A 22,757-nucleotide genomic window follows, 5' to 3' on the forward strand; every position below is an offset into this window, starting at 1 on the left:
GAAACGTGTAATTTTCTATTGAAAAGCTTCTCTATATGCTTAACAAGAGTTATTATTTTTTATATACTTTTCCTTGATGTTTATTGGTCATATCATCTACATACGAATATTCAAAAGTATAAGAATCACCTTCGGTATAGAGAATTTTAAAAAGCAATGGTTTTTTTTCATTCATCGTCTGCGGATGTATCTTTTTAGCAATAAACTCACAATCGTTTACCCAATTAATTCTGCTGGAATCTATTTTACCTTCTCCGTAATTTTCAATTTGTAAATCTTCAGTTCTCGTAAAAGAACCTTTGATAGTTTCATCGTTTAATGAAACTTCATAAGTAAATGTTCCTGTTTTAAAATCAGTACAATTTCTGTCTGGTTGAAAACAAGAAATACAACATAAAAGAAGGAGTACAAGTGTAAAATATTTCATAATATAAATTTTCCTGCAAATTACCATTTTGTTTTCAGCTAATAAATTGAAATCTTCTTTTTAAGAATTAGGTAAGTAGGTTTCAAAAGTTTTATCAGCATAGAAAATCACAATTCGCTCAACTTTTTTTGACGAAGACATTACGGAAGTCATCGTGTTTTTTTCTGAAATGCTTTCGGATTTTTGGGATATATCCTCGGAAGAATTTGAAAACAAATCATTAGTCCTGTCTTTGGATTGATTTGTCGATGGCGAAACTTCTTGTAAAGGCTTAGTGATTACTAATTTTTGTTCTTCATTTTTAGAAGGAGGAAAGGTTCCTTTTCCATTCAATAGCCAATACAAATCCACTTCAGAATAAGTTTGAATAACTTTCAAAACAAAGTCTAAACTAGGCTTATTTCTTCCCGATAAAATATGCGAAATACTAGAACGCTGTACATCTATAGAATCAGCAAAAGCAGAAGCCGACAGGTGATAATGTTCGAGTATAATTTGTAAACGTTTTGAAAACTCTTGGTTGTTTACCATTGTAAACTGTATTTGTAAATTAGTACTGTTTACAAATGTAATGAAAGAAATTTTAATTTAAAAGTTAATTAATCAATCAACATAAGTATGAACTAACACTTCAATTAAACACTACTTAATTATTGAAAATAAGATAATTAAATGGTAGTTTAATAGTACATTGAAAAATAATCAATAACAAAATGAATCAAATAAAAGATAAGTTACAATTGTAAAAGAGAAGCATTCGTAACATGTTTACAAAAATAAACAAACACTTGTTTACAGATGTAAATACAATTGTAAACACATTAATCCAAATCAATTGTTTAGATTTGTAACCATCAAAATTTTATACTTATGAACCTTGACTGGTTAACATATGACGCCATAAAATACAGTGAGATTTCGGGAAGATATTTACCTTATAAACGTCTAGAATCGTTTTTAGAAAAGACAGATTTTAACTTTGAGAAATCAATCATTGGACATTCCGTAAACGGATTGCCTATACATCTTTTAAAAGTGGGAAATGGAGATCATAAAGTTTTTATGTGGTCACAGATGCACGGAAATGAAAGTACCACTACAAAGGCTGTTTTAGATCTTTTATCTTTCTTAAATACCAAAAGTGACTATTCTCAACAAATTTTAGATGCTTGTACCTTATATATTATACCAATGTTGAATCCTGATGGAGCCACTGCTTATACAAGGTTCAATGCTAACAATGAGGATTTAAATAGGGATTCTAAGCATTTAACGCAACCTGAAAGCCGTGTGTTACGTGCTGCTTTTGAAAATATAGAACCAGACTTTTGTTTTAACCTACATGACCAGAGAACTATTTTCAATGTAGGCGATACTCCAAAACCTGCTACTTTATCTTTTTTAGCTCCTTCAGAAGACCCAGATAGGAATGTTACCGATACTCGTAAGAAAGCTATGGAAATTATAAATGCGATGGTAGCTACGTTACAAAACTATATTCCTAACCAAATTGGGCGTTTTGACGATAGTTTCAATATTAATTGTATAGGAGATATGTTTACTTCTCTTGGAGTTCCTACAATACTATTTGAAGCCGGTCATTACCAAGGTGATTATGAGCGTGAGGAAACGCGAAAATTTGTTTTCATTGCTTTGTTATCATCCCTTTTAAAAGTTTCTACCGAGGAAATAACAGGAGATGAGTTTGAAAATTACTTTGATGTGCCAGAAAATGAAAAACGATTTTTTGACATTTTGATAAAAAACTTTAAGTTTTCTGAGGAAGACGTAGAAACCGAAAACGAAATAGGTGTACTTTTTAAAGAAAATTTACAAAATAATAACATTTTTCTTTTTCCATATGTGGAAAAAATAGGAAATTTGCAAAACTGTTACGGACATCAAGAAATAGATGCTTCAAACGCAAAAATAAGTATAACCAGAAAACAATTATTAACAACGGATTTACAGGAGTTTTTAAAAAACCTTTAGTTTTTTAACATAAAAATAAATTTTTTCTATTTTTTGTTGTGTAATTAATGTTTTTTTTGCTTTTTTTGTATGTCCATTGATTTTAAAAAAATACATATGAGTAAAATTAAATTAGACGAGGTAGATCACCAAATCCTAGATATGTTGATCGATAATACTAGAACGCCTTTTACAGATATAGCAAAGAAACTTCTTATTTCTGCTGGTACTGTTCACGTTCGTGTTAAGAAAATGGAAGATGCAGGAATCATTAAAGGTTCTTCATTAACTTTAGACTATGTAAAATTAGGCTATGCGTTTATTGCATATGTAGGTATTTTTCTAGAGAAAACGCACCAAACCAAATTTGTAATGGAGCGTCTTAATGAAATTCCAAATATTACGGTAGCACATATCACAACTGGAAAATTCAATATCTTTTGTAAAGTAAGAGCTAAGAACACAAAGCACGCAAAAGAGATTATTTTCATGATTGATGATATCGAAGGAGTTTCTAGAACAGAAACAATGATTTCTCTTGAAGAAAGTATAAATGATAAGAAAAGATTAATGCACTCAATCTTCAATGAGTTGAATTAATTAACAAATTTTATAATAATTGAACCCTTTCATACTAGTATATGAAAGGGTTTTTTTTTATCTTTAAATGAATATAAATCAAAAAAATCAAATGCTTAGAAAACCCAAAATTCAACGGTTTAATGACAGTGTATTATCCAAATATCAGATTTACAACAGTATTTTTCTAACGCTACCATTTGATGAAATTTCTAACACTGGTTCTTTTCTACCATTATTTTCCGAAATATGTGAAAAAGGGTATGAGAAGAATCAGGATCCTACTACAATCGTAGATGAATTTTTTAAAAAGTTCTTTAGTGATATTTCTGAAGAAGAAAAGATCTCGTATCTATTCCGTTTTATTCAGTATATCGAAAGACAGGTAGTGTTGTTTGATGCAATTGAAGATGCTTCTTTCTCTGTTGTGAATAACATGAATGGTCATGGTACCTTGCGCAGTATCAAAGAAGAAGCGCAAGCAATTAATAAACTTGGAGATTTGAAAGAACATTTAAAACACTTTTCAATTCGTCCGGTTTTAACTGCTCACCCTACTCAATTTTATCCGGGACCGGTATTAGGTATTATTACCGATCTTTCTGATGCTATTGAGCGTAATGATCTAACTGAAATTAAAAAATTGTTAGCACAACTTGGTAAAACCCCTTTCTTTAAGAAAGAAAAACCAACGCCATTCGATGAAGCAGTAAGTTTAATTTGGTACCTAGAAAACGTATTTTATCAAGCTAGTTCAAAAATATTCACTTATATCCAAAACAATATTTTTCGTGAAGAAGAATTGGAAAATGATGTGGTAAAATTAGGCTTTTGGCCAGGAGGTGATAGGGATGGAAATCCTTTTGTAACTCCTGAAATTACCTTAAATGTAGCTGATAGACTTAAAACTTCGGTACTTAAAAATTATTACAAAGATATTCGTAAGCTTAAACGAAGAATTACTTTTGACGGTGCAGATAAAATTATCAAAGAGTTAGAGCAAAGCTTGTATGAAAATGTTTTTATCAGTTCTAAAAAACATACTTTAGATAAAGACTATTTTCTAGCAAAGCTTAAAGAAATTAAAGCGATTCTAACGGAAAGACATCAATCACTTTTTGTAGAAGAAATTTCGGATTTAATAAACAAAGTGAAACTTTTCGGTTTCCATTTTGCTACGTTAGATATTCGTCAAGATTCCCGTGTACATCACAGTGTTTTATTAGGAATTGTAAATGATACCCACAAACATAATCTTGGAATTTTCCCTGAGAACTATGAGTCGTTATCAGATGAAGAACAAATAGACGTTCTTACAAAAGTAAGCGGCAAAATTGATCCAGAGATTATTTCTGATGAAATGGCAAAACGCACATTGCAGTCTATTTATGCAATGCAGGAAATTCAGAAAACAAATGGTGAAGTTGGTTGTAATCGTTACATAATTAGTAACAACCAAACCATCATCAATGTTTTAGAAGCTTTTGCAATGATTCGTTTAACGGGTTGGGAAAAACCTTCTGCAGATGTAACGCCGCTTTTTGAAACAGTAGACGATTTACAACGGGCAAAAAGTGTCATGGAAACGTTATATACCAATCCTATTTATAAGGAACATTTAGAAAGAAGAAATAACGTTCAGCCAATTATGCTTGGTTTCTCCGATGGTACAAAAGATGGAGGATACTTGATGGCGAACTGGAGTATTTATAAAGCAAAAGCAGAGCTTACCGAAATTTCTAGGAAATATGGTATTAAAGTCATATTTTTTGATGGTAGAGGTGGACCACCAGCGCGTGGAGGAGGAAAAACTCACCAATTCTATGCTTCCTTAGGTCCAGAAATTGAAAACGAAGAAGTTCAATTGACAATTCAAGGACAAACAATTAGTTCTAATTTTGGAACGGTTGATTCTTGTCAATATAATCTTGAGCAATTATTAAGTTCAGGTATTATGAATGAGATTTTTACCAAAGATCAAAATATCATTTCTCCAGAGGATAAAGAAACTATGGAAGAATTGGCAGAAGTAAGTTATAAAACTTATTCTGACTTTAAAGATCATCCGAAATTTGTACCGTATTTAGAGCATATGAGTACATTAAAATACTATGCAAAAACTAATATTGGAAGTAGACCTTCGAAAAGAGGAAAGTCTGATAAGTTAATTTTCTCAGATTTACGAGCAATTCCTTTTGTAGGTAGCTGGAGCCAATTGAAACAAAACGTTCCTGGATTCTTTGGAGTTGGTACGGCTTTAAAACATTTTGAGGATAAAGGAGAATTTGATAAAGTTCAAAAATTATATCATAATTCATTGTTCTTCAAAACATTGCTTGAAAATAGTATGATGAGTTTAACTAAATCATTCTTCAAGCTAACGGCTTATATGAAAGATGATGAAGAGTATGGAGCTTTCTGGACTTTGATTCATGATGAATATGAGTTATCTAAAAAGCTATTATTGAAGTTAACCGGATATTCTGAATTAATGGAAGACACCAGATCTCAAAAAGCGTCTATCAAAGTTCGTGAAGATATTGTGTTGCCGTTGTTAACAATTCAACAGTTTGCTTTGAAGAAAGTGCAAGATTTTCATAAGAATAAAAATGTGGATGAAGCCTTGATTCAAGTTTATGAGAAAATGGTTACCAGATCATTGTTTGGAAATATCAATGCAAGTAGAAACTCAGCGTAATATTTTTAAAACAAATAAATATAGAAAAAGCCGTTCTAAATTTAGAACGGCTTTTTTATGTTGTAATGTGATATAAAGAAATTAATTAATTAATTAATCCTCTTCTTCGTTATCTTCTGGAATATCTATATTCTCTGTTTCGCCAGAGTTATCAAAATCATCTTCATCTTCGTCAAAGTTTTCCATCGTGTTTGCCAAGCGGGTACTCACTTTTACCAGATAGATGCAATCTTCTGTTCTTACTTCAACAGCCTCTACTGTTTCGTTCTTCAAATTCTTGAAACTTATGATGTCATCATCGCCATATCCATCTGGATATTTTTCTACCAAAAGAGATAGAATTTCGTTTGTAAGTTTCTTATAATCAACAATAACGCGTTTCATATATTATATCCTTAATTGTCGTTAAATGTAATTGAAAAATAGTATTAAATACAAATGTCAATGTAAATAAATTGCTACATTTCTAGTAAATATGCAAAAATTAATGGTGCTACAATGGTTGCATCAGATTCAATGATAAACTTAGGAGTATCAATATCTAATTTACCCCAAGTAATTTTTTCATTTGGAACAGCTCCTGAATAAGAACCATAACTTGTTGTTGAATCTGAAATTTGGCAGAAATAACTCCAGAAAGGTACATCCGTCATTTCAAGATCTTGATAAAGCATTGGAACTACACAAATAGGAAAATCTCCTGCAATACCACCACCAATCTGGAAAAACCCGATTCCTTTATCACAATTATTACGATACCAGTCTGCTAGAAAAGCCATGTACTCAATTCCGCTTTTCATAGTTGAAGCTTTTAATTCTCCTTTGATTACGTAAGATGCAAAAATATTTCCCATTGTACTATCTTCCCAACCAGGAACTACAATTGGTAAATTCTTTTCTGCAGCAGCATACATCCAAGAGTCTTTTAAGTCTATTTCGTAATATTCTTCTAAAACTCCAGATAATAGCATTTTGTACATGAATTCATGTGGAAAATAGCGTTCACCAGCTTCTTCGGCATCTTTCCAAATTTTGTGAATGTGTTGCTGAAGTCTTCGGAAAGCTTCTTCTTCAGGAATACAAGTATCGGTAACTCTGTTTAATCCTTTTTCCAATAATTCCCATTCTTCTTGCGGAGTTAAATCTCTATAATTTGGGACTCTCTTATAGTGAGAATGTGCTACCAAGTTCATGATGTCTTCTTCAAGATTTGCTCCTGTACAAGAAATAATTTGAACCTTGTCTTGTCTAATCATTTCAGCGAAGATTTTCCCAAGCTCTGCAGTACTCATAGCTCCTGCTAGTGTTACCATCATTTTAGAACCTTGTTCTAATTGAGCTTCGTATGCTTTAGCTGCATCAACAACTGTTGCCGAGTTGAAGTGTAAATAATATTTTTCTATAAAGTTTGAAATAGGACCTTTCATGGTAATATTTTTTGTTGTAGTATTTTAAAGTTATATAAAATGAATATTCTTGGATTTATTTATATCCTAAAATATCTAACATATCTTCAGCTTTTTGTTGTTCTGCAAAAACTTTGGTAGTCAGTTCGCCGTTTTCATCTCTATTAATCAAAATATGTTTTGGAGTAGGGATGAGGCAGTGCTGTAACCCACCAAAACCTCCAATTGTTTCCTGATACGCTCCCGTATTAAAGAAACCAATATATAAAGGTTTTGTTTTGCTAAATTTTGGTAAATATATTGCTGCAACGTGCTGTTCACTGTTGTAGTAATCATCACTGTCACAGGTTAACCCACCCAAAAGAACGCGTTCATATTCATCATTCCAACGGTTAATAGGAAGCATAATAAAACGCTTGCTAATCGCCCAAGTATCTGGTAATGTGGTAATGAAAGATGAATTGATCATGTTCCATTTTTCACGATCGTTTTGTTGTTTTTGATACAAAACTTCATAGACAGCTCCACCACTTTCACCAACAGTAAAACTACCAAATTCTGTAAAAATGTTTGGAACAGGAACTCCAGCATCATCACAAGCTGTTTTAATCTGGTAAATGATTTCATCAATCATATATTGATAGTCATAATTAAAAGCAAGTGAATTTTTGATAGGAAATCCCCCGCCAATATTCAAACTATCTAATGTTGGACAAATTTTCTTTAATTGGATATATACTTTTAAACATTTTACCAATTCATTCCAGTAATACGCCGTATCACGAATTCCGGTATTGATGAAAAAGTGAAGCATTTTTAAAGAAACCTTGTCGTTATCTTTTATTTCACGCTCATAGAATGGTACAATATTTTTGTAACCGATACCTAATCTACTTGTGTAAAATTCAAATTTAGGCTCTTCTTCAGAAGCAATTCTGATACCTACCTCAAAATCACCATCAATTACGTCTGTTAGAAGATCTAATTCCTCATAATTGTCAATAATAGGAATACATTTTTTATGACCGGAATTGATTAAATCTGCAATATTCATTATGTATCGATCTCTTTTGAAACCGTTACAAATCACATAATTGTCGTTGGTGATTTTACCTTCACTTTTTAATTGATTTACAATATTGATATCAAAAGCAGATGATGTTTCAATATGAATATCATTCTTCAAAGCCTCGGTTAAAATATGCTCAAAATGAGAACTTTTGGTACAATAGCAATAGTTGTAATTCCCTTTATAATTATGCTTTTCAATAGCATTGCCAAACCAATGTTTCGCTTTTTTTATGTTGTTCGAAATTTGTGGAAGGTAGGTGAATTTCAATGGAGCACCATATTCCTCAATTAATTTCATTAAATCAATTCCGTGGAAAGAAAGTGAGTTTTCGTTTAAAGTAAATTCTTCTTGCGGAAAATAATAGGTTTGATCAATAAGATCAATATACTTATTTTTCATTTGGGTATTGTTAGTTAATCAATCGTTGTTACAAGTTAAAAAAATAGCTTGAAAACAATCAAATTCGAAGATAAATAATAACGAAGATTAACAATAACAGGAAGTTTATGTTAACATGATTTCCTGATTTTATCTTGCGGAAATCAATGAATAGCCTTTGAGCTAACCCACATAAAAACTGAATTTTTTTCAAAGAGAAAATATCAGTACTTAAAAACTTTTGCGTCATTTACGGAGTAATTATCAACGCTGCAAATGTGCTTAAAAAAAACAATTATACAACATATTTTTTTTAATTTTTATAATACTCAAAAGCCTTTAAAATCATGTTGTTATCAACTTTTATGTCGATTGTTGGATTTCCGATTCCTTCTAAAAGCACAAAATTTATAGTTCCGTAGGTATTCTTTTTGTCATGTTTCATCAAAGAAATGATAGTGTCTAAATCATTTTCTTCAATGGCTACCTTTTCAAAATAATTCAAAATTACAGACTTAATTTCATCTACCTTCTCAATTGAAAAATTCAATTTTTGGTGAGATAAATGTGCTGCCAAAATCATTCCTATGGCAATAGCTTCTCCATGCAATAAGGTAGTTTTGCTTTCATCATTCAGAAAAAATGATTCTATGGCATGACCTAGCGTGTGGCCAAAGTTTAGTGTTTTTCTAAGATTTGATTCTTTGAGATCTTGAAGTACTACATTATTTTTGATAATTACAGAATCATAAATCAATTTGTCCAAATCCTCCAAAGTAAGGTTTTGTAAATTTTTAAAGAAATTCCAATAATTTTCATCTGCAATGAGCCCGTGTTTTAACATTTCTGCCATTCCACTGCGCATTTCATTGGAAGGTAAAGTATTTAAAAAGTCTGTAGAAATTAAAACCATTTCTGGAGTACAAAAAACACCTACTTGATTTTTAAGTGTACCAAGATCAATACCGGTTTTTCCACCAACCGAAGCATCTACCATGGAAAGCAACGTAGTAGGAATGTTTATAAAATTGATGCCACGCATGTAAGTAGCAGCCACAAAACCTCCTAAATCTGTAACAACACCTCCTCCAAGGTTGATCATCAAACTTTTTCTGTCGCCGCCTAATTCTGAAATAGCGTTCCAAACACCCGTACAGGTTTCTATGTTTTTATGAATTTCGCCAGCTTCAATTTCAATAATTTCCACTTCACAATTTGTTACCAGTTGAGGAAGAAACACCGGTAAACAATTCGCATTTGTATTAGAATCAACTAGAATGAAAATTTTTGAATAGTTATTTTTTTCTAAATGTTCATTTAGCGCTGTAAATGCATCTGTATTAAAATAAACATTATAGTCTGTAGAAGTGATTGGTTTCAAAACGTTCAATTTTATAGAACTACAAAGTAATAGAATTTCTTCTTTCTAAGCTGAAAATGAAAGGTGATTTTTGAATATTTAATTACTAAAACAAGGAATTTAGGAGTGTTAATGGAATTAGAGGAAAGTTAAATTTCTGATAATCAATTCAAAATTAGCAAAGAAAAAATTGTCATTCCAACAAGAAATAATTATCATCCCACATTGTATATTTGCTCACTACTTGTACTATATGAAGAAATATTTTGAGAACACTGAAATCGCTTTTCGATTAAAGACAAATACCGAATTAGAGCGAGCTTATTTTCTGTTTAAAATGATTGCAAATGAACCTCTTGTTCGTATAGGAACTGCAGTCACTAATTTTTGTATTAAGGCACATTTACCGGTTGACGGATTGATAAGGGCAACGGTTTTTGATCATTTTTGTGGAGGAATTAATGAGGAAGATTGTCTTTGGAAAGTAGAAAAAATGCATGAAGCGGGCGTAAATTGTATTCTTGACTATTCAGTAGAAGGAAAAGAAGAGGAAAAATATTTTGATCATGCCTGTGAAAAGATTTTGAAACTCATTTCCTTTTCTGAAAATAATAAGGCACTTCCATATTCAGTATTTAAACCTACTGGGTTTGGTAGATTTGCTCTGTATCAAAAAATAGGAGAAGGTAAAACCTTAACTGCTGCTGAGCAAGATGAATGGAATAGGGTAGTAGAGCGATTTGATAAAGTTTGTAAAAAAGCATATGAAGCAGATGTTCCGTTGTTAGTTGATGCGGAAGAAAGCTGGATGCAAGATGCTGCAGATGATCTTATTGAAGAAATGATGCGCCGTTATAACAAGGAAAAAGCTATTGTGTATAACACGCTTCAAATGTATAGATGGGATAGATTAGATTATCTAAAATCACTACATGAAAAAGCTAAATCAGATGGTTTTCATATAGGTATGAAGGTGGTTCGTGGTGCGTACATGGAAAAAGAAAATGAACGTGCTAACGAAAACAGCTATAAAACTCCAATTTGTGAATCCAAAAAAGCAACCGACGATAATTACAATGCCGGAATTGTTTATATGTTAGATCATCTTGATTGTATGTCTATTTTTGCAGGAACTCATAACGAAGAGAGCTCTTATATGTTAATGGAACTTATGAACGAGCGTGGAATAGATCCAGCGGATAAACGTATCTATTTTGGACAATTATATGGGATGAGTGATCATATAAGCTATAATTTAGCAAATGATGGTTATAATGTAGCCAAGTATATGCCTTTTGGTCCAGTGAAAGACGTGATGCCTTATTTAATTCGAAGAGCTGAAGAAAATACTTCGGTATCTGGTCAAACTAGTAGAGAACTAAATCTTTTAAAGGCAGAAAGACACCGAAGAAAAATTCTGTAAAACTAGTTTACAGAAACATTTTCTAGCAATGCATAATCGGGGCAATTTTTTACAGTGAACGTTATATTTTTTTCATTCCAAATTGCCTCGATAACATAGGTTCTACAAGGTTCGGCATGTGTATCACTTTCGCTGAAATTCACCTCTCCGTAAGTCAAAATATCTTCAATATCTTGTTCTTCAATTTTATTTGAAGCTAAAATTGGTTGGGCTTTTTCATCTATTTGAAATTCATTTTCACGAATTTCTTTTAAAACTCTACAATTTGGAAAATAGCAGAATTCAGATTTTTTGTTTTTGAAAAAGAAAATTAAAAAGATGATTCCTATAGAAAATCCAATAAAATAAAACCCAAGTCTTTTAAGTAAAGGCATTTAAAATAAAAGTAAATTAATATCTCGGTAGGAAAGATCAAACCATTCACCAACCGATTTGTTTGTTAAAATTCCGTGGTAAAAATACAAACCGTTTCGTAAACCTTTGTCAAATCTTATAGAATTTTCTAATCCTCCGTGTTCGCCTATTTCTAATAAATAAGGAGTAATGATGTTACTTATTGATATAGAGGCGGTTCTTGAGTATCTGGAAGGAATATTTGGTACGCAATAATGTACAATATCGTGCTTTACAAAAGTAGGATTGTCATGAGATGTAATCTCGCTGGTTTCAATACAGCCTCCCATGTCAATACTAACGTCTATAATTACAGAACCAGTTTTCATTTTTTGAACCATTTCATCTGTAACAATGACCGGAGCTCTATCTTTTCCACGAACAGCTCCAATTAATACGTCACATCTGCGCAAGGCTTTGATTAGGTTTTTAGGTTGAATTGTTGACGTGTAGATGGCTCTCCCAAGATTAACTTGTGCTTTTCTAAGTCTACTTATTGAATTATCAAACATTTTAACGCCAGCACCTAATCCAATTGCAGACCTTGCAGCAAATTCTCCTACGGTTCCAGCTCCTAAAACGACAACACTTACAGGAGGAACGCCACTCACGTTGCCGAACATAAGACCGTTGCCACAATTAGCATTGGTAAGTAATTCGGCTGCAATTAAAACAGAGGCAGTTCCAGCAATTTCACTTAAAGAGCGCACCATTGGGTAATTACCGTCTTCATCTTTGATAAACTCAAAACCAAGAGCCGTAATTTTCTTTTTAGCCAGTGTATCAAAATAAGCTTTGGATTGTGTTTTAATTTGAAGAGCAGAAATTAAAACAGTTTTGGGTTTAATCAAGTTTAATTCGGCAGCAGTAGGTGGTTCTACCTTTAAAATAATAGGGCAGCTGTAAACCTTGTCTGTGTCATGCGTTACTTCTGCGCCTGCTTCACTATATTCTGTATCAGAAAAATTAGAATCAGAACCTGCATTTGCTTCTATAATTACACGATGACCTTGGACTGTTAATGCATTTACAGCATCCGGAGTAAGGCAAACTCTTTTTTCTTGATATGAACATTCTTTAGGAATACCAATAAACAGTTCTCCTTTTTGCTTTTGAATCTCAAGTTTTTCTTCTTGAGGAATTAATTCTTCTTTACTAAATGGAGAAAACTGTTGTCCCATAGTTAGGAAATTTATTGTGAATTGTTAAAGATTTTAGGAATTCGAGGAATCTGTTTCTTTGTATTTTTCGAGCTCTTCGTCAATTTTCTTTATATCTATACCATGAATGTATTTTTCAAAAATTTTAATTCTCACAAGGTATACGAAGGGGGCAATGATAGCAATAATAGGAACTAAAATATAAATTTCAGCTTCATCAAAATACTGTTGTTCATCATTAAATACATAGAAAATTTGTAAGGCGTACATAGCAATGGGAATTAAAATAACATGATACCACCAGTGCTTACAAGTTAAAAACCAAAGTATTAAGAGATAAAAAGGAACTAGCTTACCTAAGAAAATCCAAGCTAGATCATTAACATCTAGATAGTAATCACTTCGAATTGTACCAAAAAAAGTGTCCCATTCCGGACCGGATGGGACATATATGTATGAATAAAATACGAAAGGTGATATAGCTATTAAAATAGCTACAATACTAGCCGTGAGTAGGCCTAACGATTTTGATAGTTTTGTCTTGTCCTGTTTGGGTGTCATATAAGCTGTCTTCATCTGCGACGCTGGCTGGTGAACAAGATACTCCTAAAGAAATTGCCATTAATGCTAGTACGAAATAAGTTTTAAAATTTTTCATGATAAATAAGTTTTATAAGGTTTAGACATGACAAACCTAGAAAAATATAACTTATTTATAATAAATACTTTAGTCGTACCTTTACCAGTTTTAGCCGCTTTTAAGGTTAAGTTTAGGTAGACCAAATATAAAAAATTAAATCATTGATCAATTATTTTTCTTTTGAACCTATGATTAAAACTCGCTCATTTTCATTAATTTTTTCAATAGAGATACAATCGGATTCCTCAGGAATAATAGAAATGGCTTTTGATGGCCATTCGATAAAATTCCAGCTGTTTCCATAGAAGTATTCTTCAATACCTATGTCGTAAGCTTCTTCTTCAGAATTTAATCTGTAAAAATCAAAGTGATTTATAGTTTCACCAGTTTCACTTTCATAAACATTTACAAAACCATAGGTGGGGCTTGCTGTAATATCAAAAACATTTAATTTCTTAGCTAATGCTTTGATAAGTGTTGTTTTTCCAGCACCCATTTCACCTTGGAATAGAAGTGTTTTACTGTTAACTGTTTTCAGAATTTGATCTGCAACTGCATCAATTTCTGATAGTTCATATGTAATTTTCATTATTTAGGGTCTAAAACAATAAACGGTATGATCATTTCTTCTAACGAAACACCGCCATGTTGGTACGTATTTCGGTAATAGCTCACGTAGTGATTGTAGTTGTTGGGGTATGCAAAAAAGTAGTCTTCTTTTGCAAAGATAAAAGAACTACTCATATTAATTGCCGGTAAATGAACATCTTTCGGATTTTTAAATGCTAAAACTTCTTTATTTTCATAGGTAAGACTTCTTCCGGTTTTGTATCTCAGGTTTAAGCTTGTCTCTTTGTCACCAATTACTTTGGAAGGGTTTTTCACATTGATAGTTCCGTGGTCTGTTGTGATAATTAATTTAAAACCTAGTGTTTGTGCTTGTTGAATGACATCCAGTAATGGTGAGTTTTTAAACCAACTTTGAGTTAATGATCTATAGGATTTATCATTGGAAGCTAATTCTTTAACAACTTCCATTTCTGTTTTAGCGTGAGAAAGCATATCTACAAAATTGTATACAACTACGCATAGGTCGTTATCCTTTTGGTTTTTAAAGTTTTCTGCTAATTTTTTACCAGATCGAAGGTTTGAAATTTTGTGATATTCCCAGTTGATTTTTAAACCTAATCTTCTAATTTGTTCTCTTAGGAAATCTTCTTCATGAAGATTTTTTCCTCCGTCATCTGTGTCGTTTTTCCAATATTCTGGATATAATTTTTCCATTTCAGAAGGCATCAATCCAGAGAAAATAGCATTTCTGGCATATTGTGTAGCGGTTGGTAAAATACTAAAATACGCTTCTTCACTTGCTTTTTTATAATAGTTAGAAACGATTCCTTCAAAAGCTTTCCATTGGTCGTATCGTAAATTATCTACAACCACCAAAAGTGTTGGTTTTCCTTCTTTTAACAGTGGAGCAACTTTTTCTCTAAACAATTGGTGAGACATTACAGGTGCGTCTTCGCTATTTTGAAACCAATCTTGGTAATTTTTACTTATGAATTTGAAAAATTGCGTATTTGCTTCACTTTTTTGAGACTCTAAAATCTCCATCATGCTTGCTTCTTCAATATCTTCTAATTCTAATTCCCAATAAATCAATTTTTTGTAAATATCAACCCATTCTTCGTAGCTGTTTACCATAGATAAATCCATGGCAATTTTTCGAAACTCTTGTTGGTAATTCGATGTCGTTTTTTCTGAAACCAATCGAGAATTATCAAGATTTTTCTTTAAGCTTAAAAGTATTTGATTTGGGTTTACCGGTTTTATAAGATAATCTGCAATTTTGGATCCTATAGCTTCTTCCATGATGTACTCTTCTTCACTTTTTGTAATCATGACAACAGGAAGCGTAGGACGTTTAGTTTTTATTTCGCTTAGGGTTTCCAAACCCGTTAAACCTGGCATATTTTCATCAAGGAAAACAATGTCAAAATTTTCTTCGTCAATCAATTCTATAGCATCTAAACCGCTTTGTGAGGTAGTTACATCATAGCTTTTCTTTTCAAGAAATAAAATGTGTGGTTTTAATAAATCTATTTCATCATCTACCCAAAGTATTTTAATAGTGGTCATTATGTGTATATTTGTCTTTATTAATTAATGCAATTTTTTATTTAAGGCGTTTGAAAACAAGTAACAAACTTAAGATATTCAACGATCCAATTTACGGATTTATTACCATTCCAAATGAGCTGATCTTTGACTTGATTCAGCATAAATATTTCCAAAGATTACGCAGAATCACACAAATGGGATTATCATATTTGGTTTATCCCGGAGCACATCATACAAGATTTCACCATGCATTGGGTTGTATGCATTTAATGTTAAAATCTGTACAAACCCTTCGTTTTAAAGGTGTTGAAATTTCGGAAGAAGAAGAGCAAGGACTTTTGATAGCAATTTTATTGCACGATATAGGTCATGGACCATTTTCTCATGCAATGGAACATAGTATTGTAAATGGAGTTTCCCACGAAACAATTTCCTTGCTTTTTATGGAGAAATTGAATGCCGAGTTTAACGGAAGTTTAACGCTGGCCATAGATATCTTTAAGAAGAATTATCCGCGTAAATTCATGAATCAGTTAGTATCTAGTCAACTAGATATGGATAGAGCAGATTATTTAAAAAGAGATAGTTTCTATTCTGGTGTAGCTGAAGGAAATATCAATTCAGAAAGAATTATTACCATGCTCAATGTTCGTAATGATGAATTGGTAATTGAAGAAAAGGGAGTTTATTCAATTGAAAAATTTCTGGTAGCGAGAAGATTGATGTACTGGCAAACATATTTACATAAAACGGGAGTAGTTGCCGAACAATTGTTGATAAGAGTTTTGAAAAGGGCAAAAGAATTAGCCAGTCAAGGCGAAGATTTGTACACAAGTAGTGCTTTGCATTTTTTTCTTCATCATGAAATTAACTTAGAAAATTTTGATGATAATGTACTCGATATTTTTGCTCGTTTAGATGATTATGATATTATTGCAGCGATGAAAGAATGGCGTTTTCATGACGATTTTGTGCTGTCACATCTTTGTAAAATGATCTTGGATAGAAACTTACTAAAGATTAAATTGAAAAAGAAAGAAGTTGATAAAGAGAAAGTTGCTTTGAAAAAACAACATGTTATGGAAAAGTATCATCTTTCTGAAAAAGAAGCTGCATATTTTGTTTTCACCGGATCTATTACCAACCAAGCGTATAACAAAGATGAGCAGCAAATTTATGTGCTTACCAAAACTAATAAGGTTATAGATGTTATAAAAGCGTCCGATCAATTAAGTTTGAAAGCGTTGTCAAAGCCAGTGACCAAACATTATATATGCTATCCTAAAACATTACTTTAGTAATTTTTTTTACTTTTGCGCAGATGAAATTTACTGTACAACAAATAGCCGCCATTTTAGAAGGCGAAGTCGTAGGGAATCCAGAGGCAGAAGTTTTTAAACTCGCCAAAATTGAAGAAGGTGAAGAAGGTGCGCTTTCTTTCCTAGCAAATCCAAAATACAAATCATACATATATACTACCAAAGCTACCGCAACCATTGTTAGCAAAGATTTTGAACCAGAGAAAGAAATAACTACCAATCTAATAAAGGTAGAAGATGCTTATAAATCATTTTCAAAATTGTTGGAATATTACAATCAAGTGAAAATGAATAAAACAGGTGTTGAACAACCTATTTTTATTGCTGATTCTTCTTCTTATGGTGAAAATGTTTACATTGGTGCTTTTACTTACATTGGTGAAAATGTTCAGATAGGAAACAACGTGAAGATTTATCCAAATGCATTTATCGGTGATAATGTGAAAATTGGAGATAATGTAACCATTTTTGCAGGCTGTAAATTATATTCAGAAACCGAGGTAGGAAATAATTGTACCATTCATAGTAGTGCAGTTGTTGGCGCTGATGGATTTGGTTTTGCACCAAATGAAAAGGGAGAATTCACCAAAGTTCCACAAACAGGAAATGTGATTTTAGAAGATTATGTAGACATAGGAGCTGCGACAACTATAGATAGAGCAACTTTAGGTTCTACGATCATAAGAAGAGGAGTAAAACTAGATAATCAAATACAAATTGCCCACAACGTAGAAATTGGAGAAAATACGGTTATTGCTGCTCAAACGGGAATTGCAGGTTCTACAAAAATTGGGAAAAATTGTATGATTGGTGGCCAAGTAGGTATCGTAGGACATATCACTATTGGAAACGGCGTTAGAATTCAAGCGCAATCCGGTATTGGTAGAAATGTTAAAGATGGAGAAGTATTGCAAGGTTCCCCTGCTTTAAATTATAGCGATTATAACAAATCATACGTAGTATTTAAAAATCTACCAAACTTAGCAAACACAGTTAATCAACTAGAAAAAAAATCAAATAATGAGTAATTTGGCTATCAACCAAAAAACAATAGCAACCGAAACTACTTTGAAAGGAGTAGGTTTACACACAGGTAAAGAGGTAACATTAACGTTTAAACCCGCTCCGGAAAACCACGGTTTTGTTTTTGCCAGAGTAGATTTAGAAGGTGCTCCAAAAATAGAGGCCGATGCCAATTACGTTATCAACACGCAACGTGGAACCGTTTTAGAAAAGTTTGGAGTTAAAATTCAAACTTGTGAGCACGTGCTTGCAGCGTTGGTAGGGATGGATCTTGATAATGTTCTTATTGAATTAGATTCTTCTGAACCCCCAATTATGGACGGATCTTCAAAATTCTTTGTAGAAGCTGTTGAAAAGGCCGGAATACAAGAGCAAGAAGCTGAAAGAGAAGAATATATTGTAAAGGATGTGATTTCTTATACAGATGAAGAAACAGGTTCTGAAATTACCATTATACCTTCTGATGAATACCAAATTACTACTATGGTAGATTTTGGTACAAAAGTACTAGGAACTCAAAATGCATCTATAAAAAGTCTATGTGAATTTAAAGAAGAAATTTCACATGCTAGAACATTTAGTTTTTTACATGAATTAGAAGCACTTTTAGAGCATGGACTTATTAAAGGTGGAGATTTGAACAATGCTATCGTATACGTAGATAAAGAAATTTCGGAATATACTGTTGAAAAATTAAAAGTAGCGTTCAATAAAGACGAAATTTCAGTAAAACCGAACGGAATTTTAGATAACCTAACGTTACATCATCCAAATGAAGCAGCAAGGCATAAATTGCTAGATGTAATTGGAGATTTAGCATTAATTGGTACTAGAATTCGCGGAAAAGTGATTGCTAACAAACCTGGTCATTTTGTAAATACACAGTTTGCTAAAAAGTTAGCAAAGATCATTAAGTTAGAAAAAAGAAATAATGTTCCAACATACGATTTGAATGCAAAACCATTGATGGATATCACTCAAATCATGAAAATGTTACCTCACAGACCTCCTTTTTTATTAGTTGATAAAATTTTAGAATTGACTGATACAAGAGTAGTAGGGGTTAAAAATGTAACTATGAATGAGCCATTTTTTGTAGGACATTTTCCTGGAGCACCAGTGATGCCGGGAGTTTTACAGATTGAAGCTATGGCACAAACAGGTGGTATTCTTGTTTTAAGCACGGTTCCAGATCCTGAAAACTATTTAACGTATTTCATGAAAATGGACAATGTGAAATTCAAACAACAAGTTTTACCGGGAGATACGCTTACTTTCAAGTGTGATTTGGTATCACCAATTAGAAGAGGTATTTGTCACATGCAAGCATATGCATACGCTAATGGAAAATTAGTTTCAGAGGCTGAGTTAATGGCACAAATAGTAAAAGTTAAAAACTAAGAAAAAGAGAAAGAATGAATCAACCCTTAGCATATGTACATCCGGGAGCAAAAATTGCCAAAAATGTGGTAATTGAGCCATTTGCAACAATTCATAACAATGTTGTTATTGGTGAAGGATCTTGGATAGGCTCTAATGTAACCATCATGGAAGGAGCAAGAATAGGGAAAAATTGTAGCATATTTCCTGGAGCCGTAATTTCGGCACCGCCACAAGATTTAAAATACGAAGGAGAAGAAACCACAGCCGAAATAGGAGACAATACCACAATTAGAGAGTGTGTTACTATTAATAAAGGAACGGTTGACAGAATGAAAACCAAAATTGGTAGCAACTGTCTAATCATGGCATATTCTCACGTTGCGCACGACTGTTTAGTGGGAGATCATTGTATTTTTTCCAATAATACTAATCTTGCGGGGCATATTGTAGTAGGAGATTATGTGGTTATGGCAGGTATGACAGCGGTTCATCAGTTTTGTACCATTGGTAATCATGCGTTTGTTACAGGTGGATCTTTAGTTCGTAAAGATGTTCCTCCATATGTAAAAGCGGCAAGAGAGCCACTTTCGTACGTAGGTATTAATTCAGTAGGATTAAGAAGAAGAGGGTATTCGTCTGAGAAAATCAGAGAAATTCAAAATGTATATCGAATCCTTTATCAAAAAGGATATAATAATACCCAAGCCACCAATATTATTGAAGCTGAAATGGAAGCGACTCCAGAAAGAGATGAAATCCTTCAGTTCATTAGAGATTCGCAACGTGGTATCATGAAAGGATATTTTACAACAAATTAAATCAATAAACATTTTTATAGAGAAATGGCAAGTACATCAGATATTAGAAAAGGATTGTGCATTCGTTACAATCACGATATTTTTAAAATAATTGAATTTTTACATGTAAAGCCAGGGAAAGGTCCTGCTTTCGTTAGAACAAAATTGAAGAGTGTTACAACAGGTAAAGTAATTGATAATACATTTTCTGCCGGACACAAAATTGATGATGTTCGTGTAGAAACAAGAAGTTATCAATATTTATATCCTGAAGGAGAAATGTTTCACTTCATGAATACCGATGATTACAACCAAATTGCTATTCAGAAAGATATGCTAGACGCTCCAGATCTTTTAAAAGAAGGAGAAATTGTTTCTATCATTTTCAACGCTGAAGACAACAGTCCATTATCTGTAGATATGCCAACTCATGTAATTTTAGAAATTACACACACAGAACCTGGAGTTAAAGGAAATACAGCAACCAATGCTACAAAGCCTGCAACTACCGAAACAGGTGCAGCGGTGAACGTTCCATTATTTATTAATGAAGGTGACAAAATAAAAATTGAAACCGATAAAGGAACGTACGTAGAACGTATTAAAGAATAATTTAAGCTTATAATTAATTCCCGTTTTTGAAACGGGAATTTTTATTTACTTTCATTTATGAAATTTCCACAAACGCATACATTACAACAAATAGCAACTATTATAGATGCTAAATTTGTGGGCGAAGCAAATTTTCCAGTGCTAGGTATGAATGAAATTCATGTTGTAGAACCTGGAGACATCGTTTTTGTAGATCATCCTAAGTATTACGATAAAGCTTTAGAATCGGCTGCTACAATTGTTTTAATCAATAAAGAAGTAGATTGTCCGGAAGGTAAAGCATTGTTGATTTCAGATGATCCTTTTCGTGATTTTAATAAATTAACCAATTTTTTCAAGCCTTTTGAAAAAGCTACTTCAATGGTTTCAGAATCAGCAAAAATAGGAGTGGGGAGTATTATTCAACCTGGAGCATTTATAGGTAATAATGTGGTTATTGGCGATAATTGTCTTATCCATAGTAACGTTTCTATTTACGATAATTGTGTTTTAGGTGATAATGTAACTATTCATTCAGGAACTATTCTGGGAGCTGATGCTTTTTACTACAAAAACCGAACAACTGGTTTTGATAAGTTAATTTCCGGTGGGCGAGTAGTGATAGAAGATAATGTAGATATTGGAGCACTGTGTACTATTGATAAAGGTGTTACAGGAGATACAACCATTGGAGCAGGAACAAAGATTGATAATCATGTACAAATAGGTCACGATACCATAATTGGTAAAAAGTGCTTGTTTGCATCTCAAGTGGGCATTGCTGGTTGTGTAGTAATAGAAGATGAAGTAACTATTTGGGGACAAGTAGGAATGACAAGCGGAATAACCATAGGAAGTAAAGCAGTTATTCTAGCACAATCGGGTATCAGTAAATCTTTAGAAGGTGGTAAAACCTATTTTGGTTCGCCAGCGGAAGAGGCTCGAAAGAAGTATAAAGAATTAGCAGGTATACGTCAAATACCTTCGATAATTGAAAAAATTAAGGAATAAATATCTTTATATTTCATTTTCAAAAACATATTTTTGTAAAGCTTAATATATAAAAAATCTAAATAATCTGAATAATGAGTGTTTTAGTCAATAAAGATTCTAAAATAATAGTACAAGGTTTTACCGGTAGTGAAGGTACTTTTCACGCTGGTCAAATGATTGATTACGGAACCAACGTTGTTGGTGGTGTTACTCCAGGAAAAGGAGGACAAGAACATTTGGGAAAACCAGTTTTTAACACAGTACAAGAAGCGGTAGAAAAAGCAGGAGCTGATACTACAATTATTTTTGTTCCGCCAGCTTTTGCTGCCGATGCTATTATGGAAGCTGCAGATGCAGGTATCAAGGTAATTATTACTATTACAGAAGGTATTCCTGTAGCAGATATGATCAAAGCATTCAATTACATCAAAGGAAAAGATTGTAGATTGATTGGACCTAACTGTCCGGGGGTTATAACTCCGGGTGAAGCTAAAGTTGGTATTATGCCAGGTTTTGTTTTCAAAGCAGGTGAAGTTGGTATCGTTTCTAAATCAGGAACATTAACTTATGAAGCTGCAGATCAAGTTGTTCGTCAAGGTTTAGGTATTACTACTGCAATTGGTATTGGAGGAGATCCAATTATTGGAACTACTACTAAAGAAGCTGTAGAATTATTGATGAATGATGATGCTACAAAATGTATCGTAATGATTGGTGAAATTGGTGGTAACCTTGAAGCAGATGCTGCTCGTTGGGTAAAAGAAACTGGCAACAAAAAACCTGTAGTTGGTTTTATCGCTGGTGAAACTGCACCAAAAGGTAGAACAATGGGACATGCCGGTGCTATTGTTGGTGGAGCAGATGATACTGCAGAAGCTAAAAAAGCTATTATGAAAGAATGTGGAATCCACGTTGTAGATTCTCCTGCAGAAATTGGTAAAAAGGTAGCAGAAGTACTTTCTTAAAAAAGAATTAAAATTCTTACAATATATTTCAAAGTCATCAGTTATCTTTACTGGTGAC

Annotated in this window: 22 protein-coding genes; 11 read left to right on the top strand and 11 right to left on the bottom strand. The window is 32.7% G+C overall.

The window, feature by feature from the left end; genetic code table 11:
- Positions 1-52 precede the first annotated feature (52 nt).
- Both BM383_RS16205 and BM383_RS16210 read right to left on the bottom strand, forming a co-directional pair.
- Positions 53-427 (bottom strand): hypothetical protein, encoded by a 375-nt coding sequence (locus BM383_RS16205; RefSeq protein WP_093026198.1) that lies wholly within the window; start codon positions 425-427, stop codon positions 53-55.
- Between the two features lie 60 nt (positions 428-487).
- On the bottom strand, positions 488-958 hold the full coding sequence (locus BM383_RS16210; protein WP_093026199.1) for a helix-turn-helix domain-containing protein: 471 nt from the start codon (positions 956-958) through the stop codon (positions 488-490).
- 339 nt (positions 959-1,297) lie between these two features.
- Here BM383_RS16210 and BM383_RS16215 point away from each other — a divergent pair, with 339 nt between their 5' ends.
- The 3 genes from BM383_RS16215 (at position 1,298) to BM383_RS16225 (ending at position 5,675) form a co-directional block, all read left to right on the top strand.
- Positions 1,298-2,419, top strand: a complete 1,122-nt coding sequence (locus BM383_RS16215) for a M14 family metallopeptidase (RefSeq protein WP_093026200.1) — start codon at positions 1,298-1,300, stop codon at positions 2,417-2,419.
- A 96-nt stretch (positions 2,420-2,515) separates the two neighbouring features.
- Positions 2,516-2,998, top strand: a complete 483-nt coding sequence (locus tag BM383_RS16220) for an Lrp/AsnC family transcriptional regulator (RefSeq protein ID WP_093026201.1) — start codon at positions 2,516-2,518, stop codon at positions 2,996-2,998.
- 91 nt (positions 2,999-3,089) lie between these two features.
- On the top strand, positions 3,090-5,675 hold the full coding sequence (locus BM383_RS16225) for a phosphoenolpyruvate carboxylase (RefSeq protein ID WP_093026258.1): 2,586 nt from the start codon (positions 3,090-3,092) through the stop codon (positions 5,673-5,675).
- A 93-nt stretch (positions 5,676-5,768) separates the two neighbouring features.
- On the opposite strand, the gene BM383_RS16230 is transcribed toward BM383_RS16225, so the two are convergent.
- From BM383_RS16230 to aroB, 4 genes are all read right to left on the bottom strand, one after another.
- The gene (locus BM383_RS16230; protein WP_093026202.1) at positions 5,769-6,059 is read right to left on the bottom strand and encodes a hypothetical protein; all 291 of its coding nucleotides are present in this window, start codon (positions 6,057-6,059) and stop codon (positions 5,769-5,771) included.
- Between the two features lie 74 nt (positions 6,060-6,133).
- Positions 6,134-7,102, bottom strand: a complete 969-nt coding sequence (locus BM383_RS16235) for a deoxyhypusine synthase family protein (protein ID WP_093026203.1) — start codon at positions 7,100-7,102, stop codon at positions 6,134-6,136.
- A 55-nt stretch (positions 7,103-7,157) separates the two neighbouring features.
- Positions 7,158-8,552, bottom strand: coding sequence for an arginine decarboxylase (locus BM383_RS16240; protein ID WP_093026204.1), 1,395 nt, complete (start codon positions 8,550-8,552; stop codon positions 7,158-7,160).
- A 292-nt stretch (positions 8,553-8,844) separates the two neighbouring features.
- Positions 8,845-9,912, bottom strand: a complete 1,068-nt coding sequence (gene aroB, locus BM383_RS16245; protein WP_093026259.1) for a 3-dehydroquinate synthase — start codon at positions 9,910-9,912, stop codon at positions 8,845-8,847.
- A gap of 232 nt (positions 9,913-10,144) precedes the next feature.
- Here aroB and BM383_RS16250 point away from each other — a divergent pair, with 232 nt between their 5' ends.
- The gene (locus BM383_RS16250; RefSeq protein ID WP_093026205.1) at positions 10,145-11,314 is read left to right on the top strand and encodes a proline dehydrogenase family protein; all 1,170 of its coding nucleotides are present in this window, start codon (positions 10,145-10,147) and stop codon (positions 11,312-11,314) included.
- A gap of 2 nt (positions 11,315-11,316) precedes the next feature.
- Here BM383_RS16250 and BM383_RS16255 read toward each other — a convergent pair whose 3' ends face one another.
- From BM383_RS16255 to porX, 5 genes are all read right to left on the bottom strand, one after another.
- Positions 11,317-11,688, bottom strand: coding sequence for a DUF4258 domain-containing protein (locus tag BM383_RS16255; RefSeq protein WP_093026206.1), 372 nt, complete (start codon positions 11,686-11,688; stop codon positions 11,317-11,319).
- Positions 11,689-12,888: an alanine dehydrogenase gene (locus BM383_RS16260; protein WP_093026207.1), complete on the bottom strand. Its 1,200-nt coding sequence runs from the start codon at positions 12,886-12,888 to the stop codon at positions 11,689-11,691.
- Positions 12,889-12,921: 33 nt separating this feature from the next.
- Positions 12,922-13,428 carry a hypothetical protein gene (locus BM383_RS16265; protein WP_245766610.1) on the bottom strand — a complete coding sequence of 169 codons (507 nt, stop codon included), beginning with the start codon at positions 13,426-13,428 and terminating at the stop codon, positions 12,922-12,924.
- A gap of 248 nt (positions 13,429-13,676) precedes the next feature.
- On the bottom strand, positions 13,677-14,096 hold the full coding sequence (tsaE, locus tag BM383_RS16270; protein WP_093026209.1) for a tRNA (adenosine(37)-N6)-threonylcarbamoyltransferase complex ATPase subunit type 1 TsaE: 420 nt from the start codon (positions 14,094-14,096) through the stop codon (positions 13,677-13,679).
- Positions 14,096-15,646 carry a T9SS response regulator signal transducer PorX gene (gene porX / locus BM383_RS16275; RefSeq protein WP_093026210.1) on the bottom strand — a complete coding sequence of 517 codons (1,551 nt, stop codon included), beginning with the start codon at positions 15,644-15,646 and terminating at the stop codon, positions 14,096-14,098. The genes tsaE and porX overlap by 1 nt, the downstream gene beginning before the upstream one ends.
- Before the next feature lie 50 nt (positions 15,647-15,696).
- Between porX and BM383_RS16280 the strand changes: the two genes are divergently transcribed.
- From BM383_RS16280 to sucD, 7 genes are all read left to right on the top strand, one after another.
- On the top strand, positions 15,697-16,926 hold the full coding sequence (locus BM383_RS16280) for an HD domain-containing protein (RefSeq protein WP_093026260.1): 1,230 nt from the start codon (positions 15,697-15,699) through the stop codon (positions 16,924-16,926).
- Positions 16,927-16,949: 23 nt separating this feature from the next.
- A complete protein-coding gene (gene lpxD / locus BM383_RS16285) occupies positions 16,950-17,975 on the top strand; it encodes a UDP-3-O-(3-hydroxymyristoyl)glucosamine N-acyltransferase (protein ID WP_093026211.1) in 1,026 nt (341 codons plus the stop codon).
- The gene (locus tag BM383_RS16290) at positions 17,968-19,371 is read left to right on the top strand and encodes a bifunctional UDP-3-O-[3-hydroxymyristoyl] N-acetylglucosamine deacetylase/3-hydroxyacyl-ACP dehydratase (protein ID WP_093026212.1); all 1,404 of its coding nucleotides are present in this window, start codon (positions 17,968-17,970) and stop codon (positions 19,369-19,371) included. The genes lpxD and BM383_RS16290 overlap by 8 nt, the downstream gene beginning before the upstream one ends.
- A gap of 14 nt (positions 19,372-19,385) precedes the next feature.
- On the top strand, positions 19,386-20,171 hold the full coding sequence (gene lpxA / locus BM383_RS16295; RefSeq protein ID WP_093026213.1) for an acyl-ACP--UDP-N-acetylglucosamine O-acyltransferase: 786 nt from the start codon (positions 19,386-19,388) through the stop codon (positions 20,169-20,171).
- A gap of 24 nt (positions 20,172-20,195) precedes the next feature.
- Positions 20,196-20,762: an elongation factor P gene (gene efp / locus BM383_RS16300; RefSeq protein WP_093026214.1), complete on the top strand. Its 567-nt coding sequence runs from the start codon at positions 20,196-20,198 to the stop codon at positions 20,760-20,762.
- Between the two features lie 57 nt (positions 20,763-20,819).
- Entirely contained in the window at positions 20,820-21,752 is a 933-nt protein-coding gene (locus tag BM383_RS16305) for a UDP-3-O-(3-hydroxymyristoyl)glucosamine N-acyltransferase (RefSeq protein ID WP_093026215.1), read from the top strand.
- A 74-nt stretch (positions 21,753-21,826) separates the two neighbouring features.
- On the top strand, positions 21,827-22,699 hold the full coding sequence (gene sucD, locus BM383_RS16310) for a succinate--CoA ligase subunit alpha (RefSeq protein ID WP_093026216.1): 873 nt from the start codon (positions 21,827-21,829) through the stop codon (positions 22,697-22,699).
- Positions 22,700-22,757 lie beyond the last annotated feature (58 nt).

The sequence above is a fragment of the Pustulibacterium marinum genome (assembly GCF_900116665.1).
Taxonomy (GTDB): domain Bacteria; phylum Bacteroidota; class Bacteroidia; order Flavobacteriales; family Flavobacteriaceae; genus Pustulibacterium; species Pustulibacterium marinum.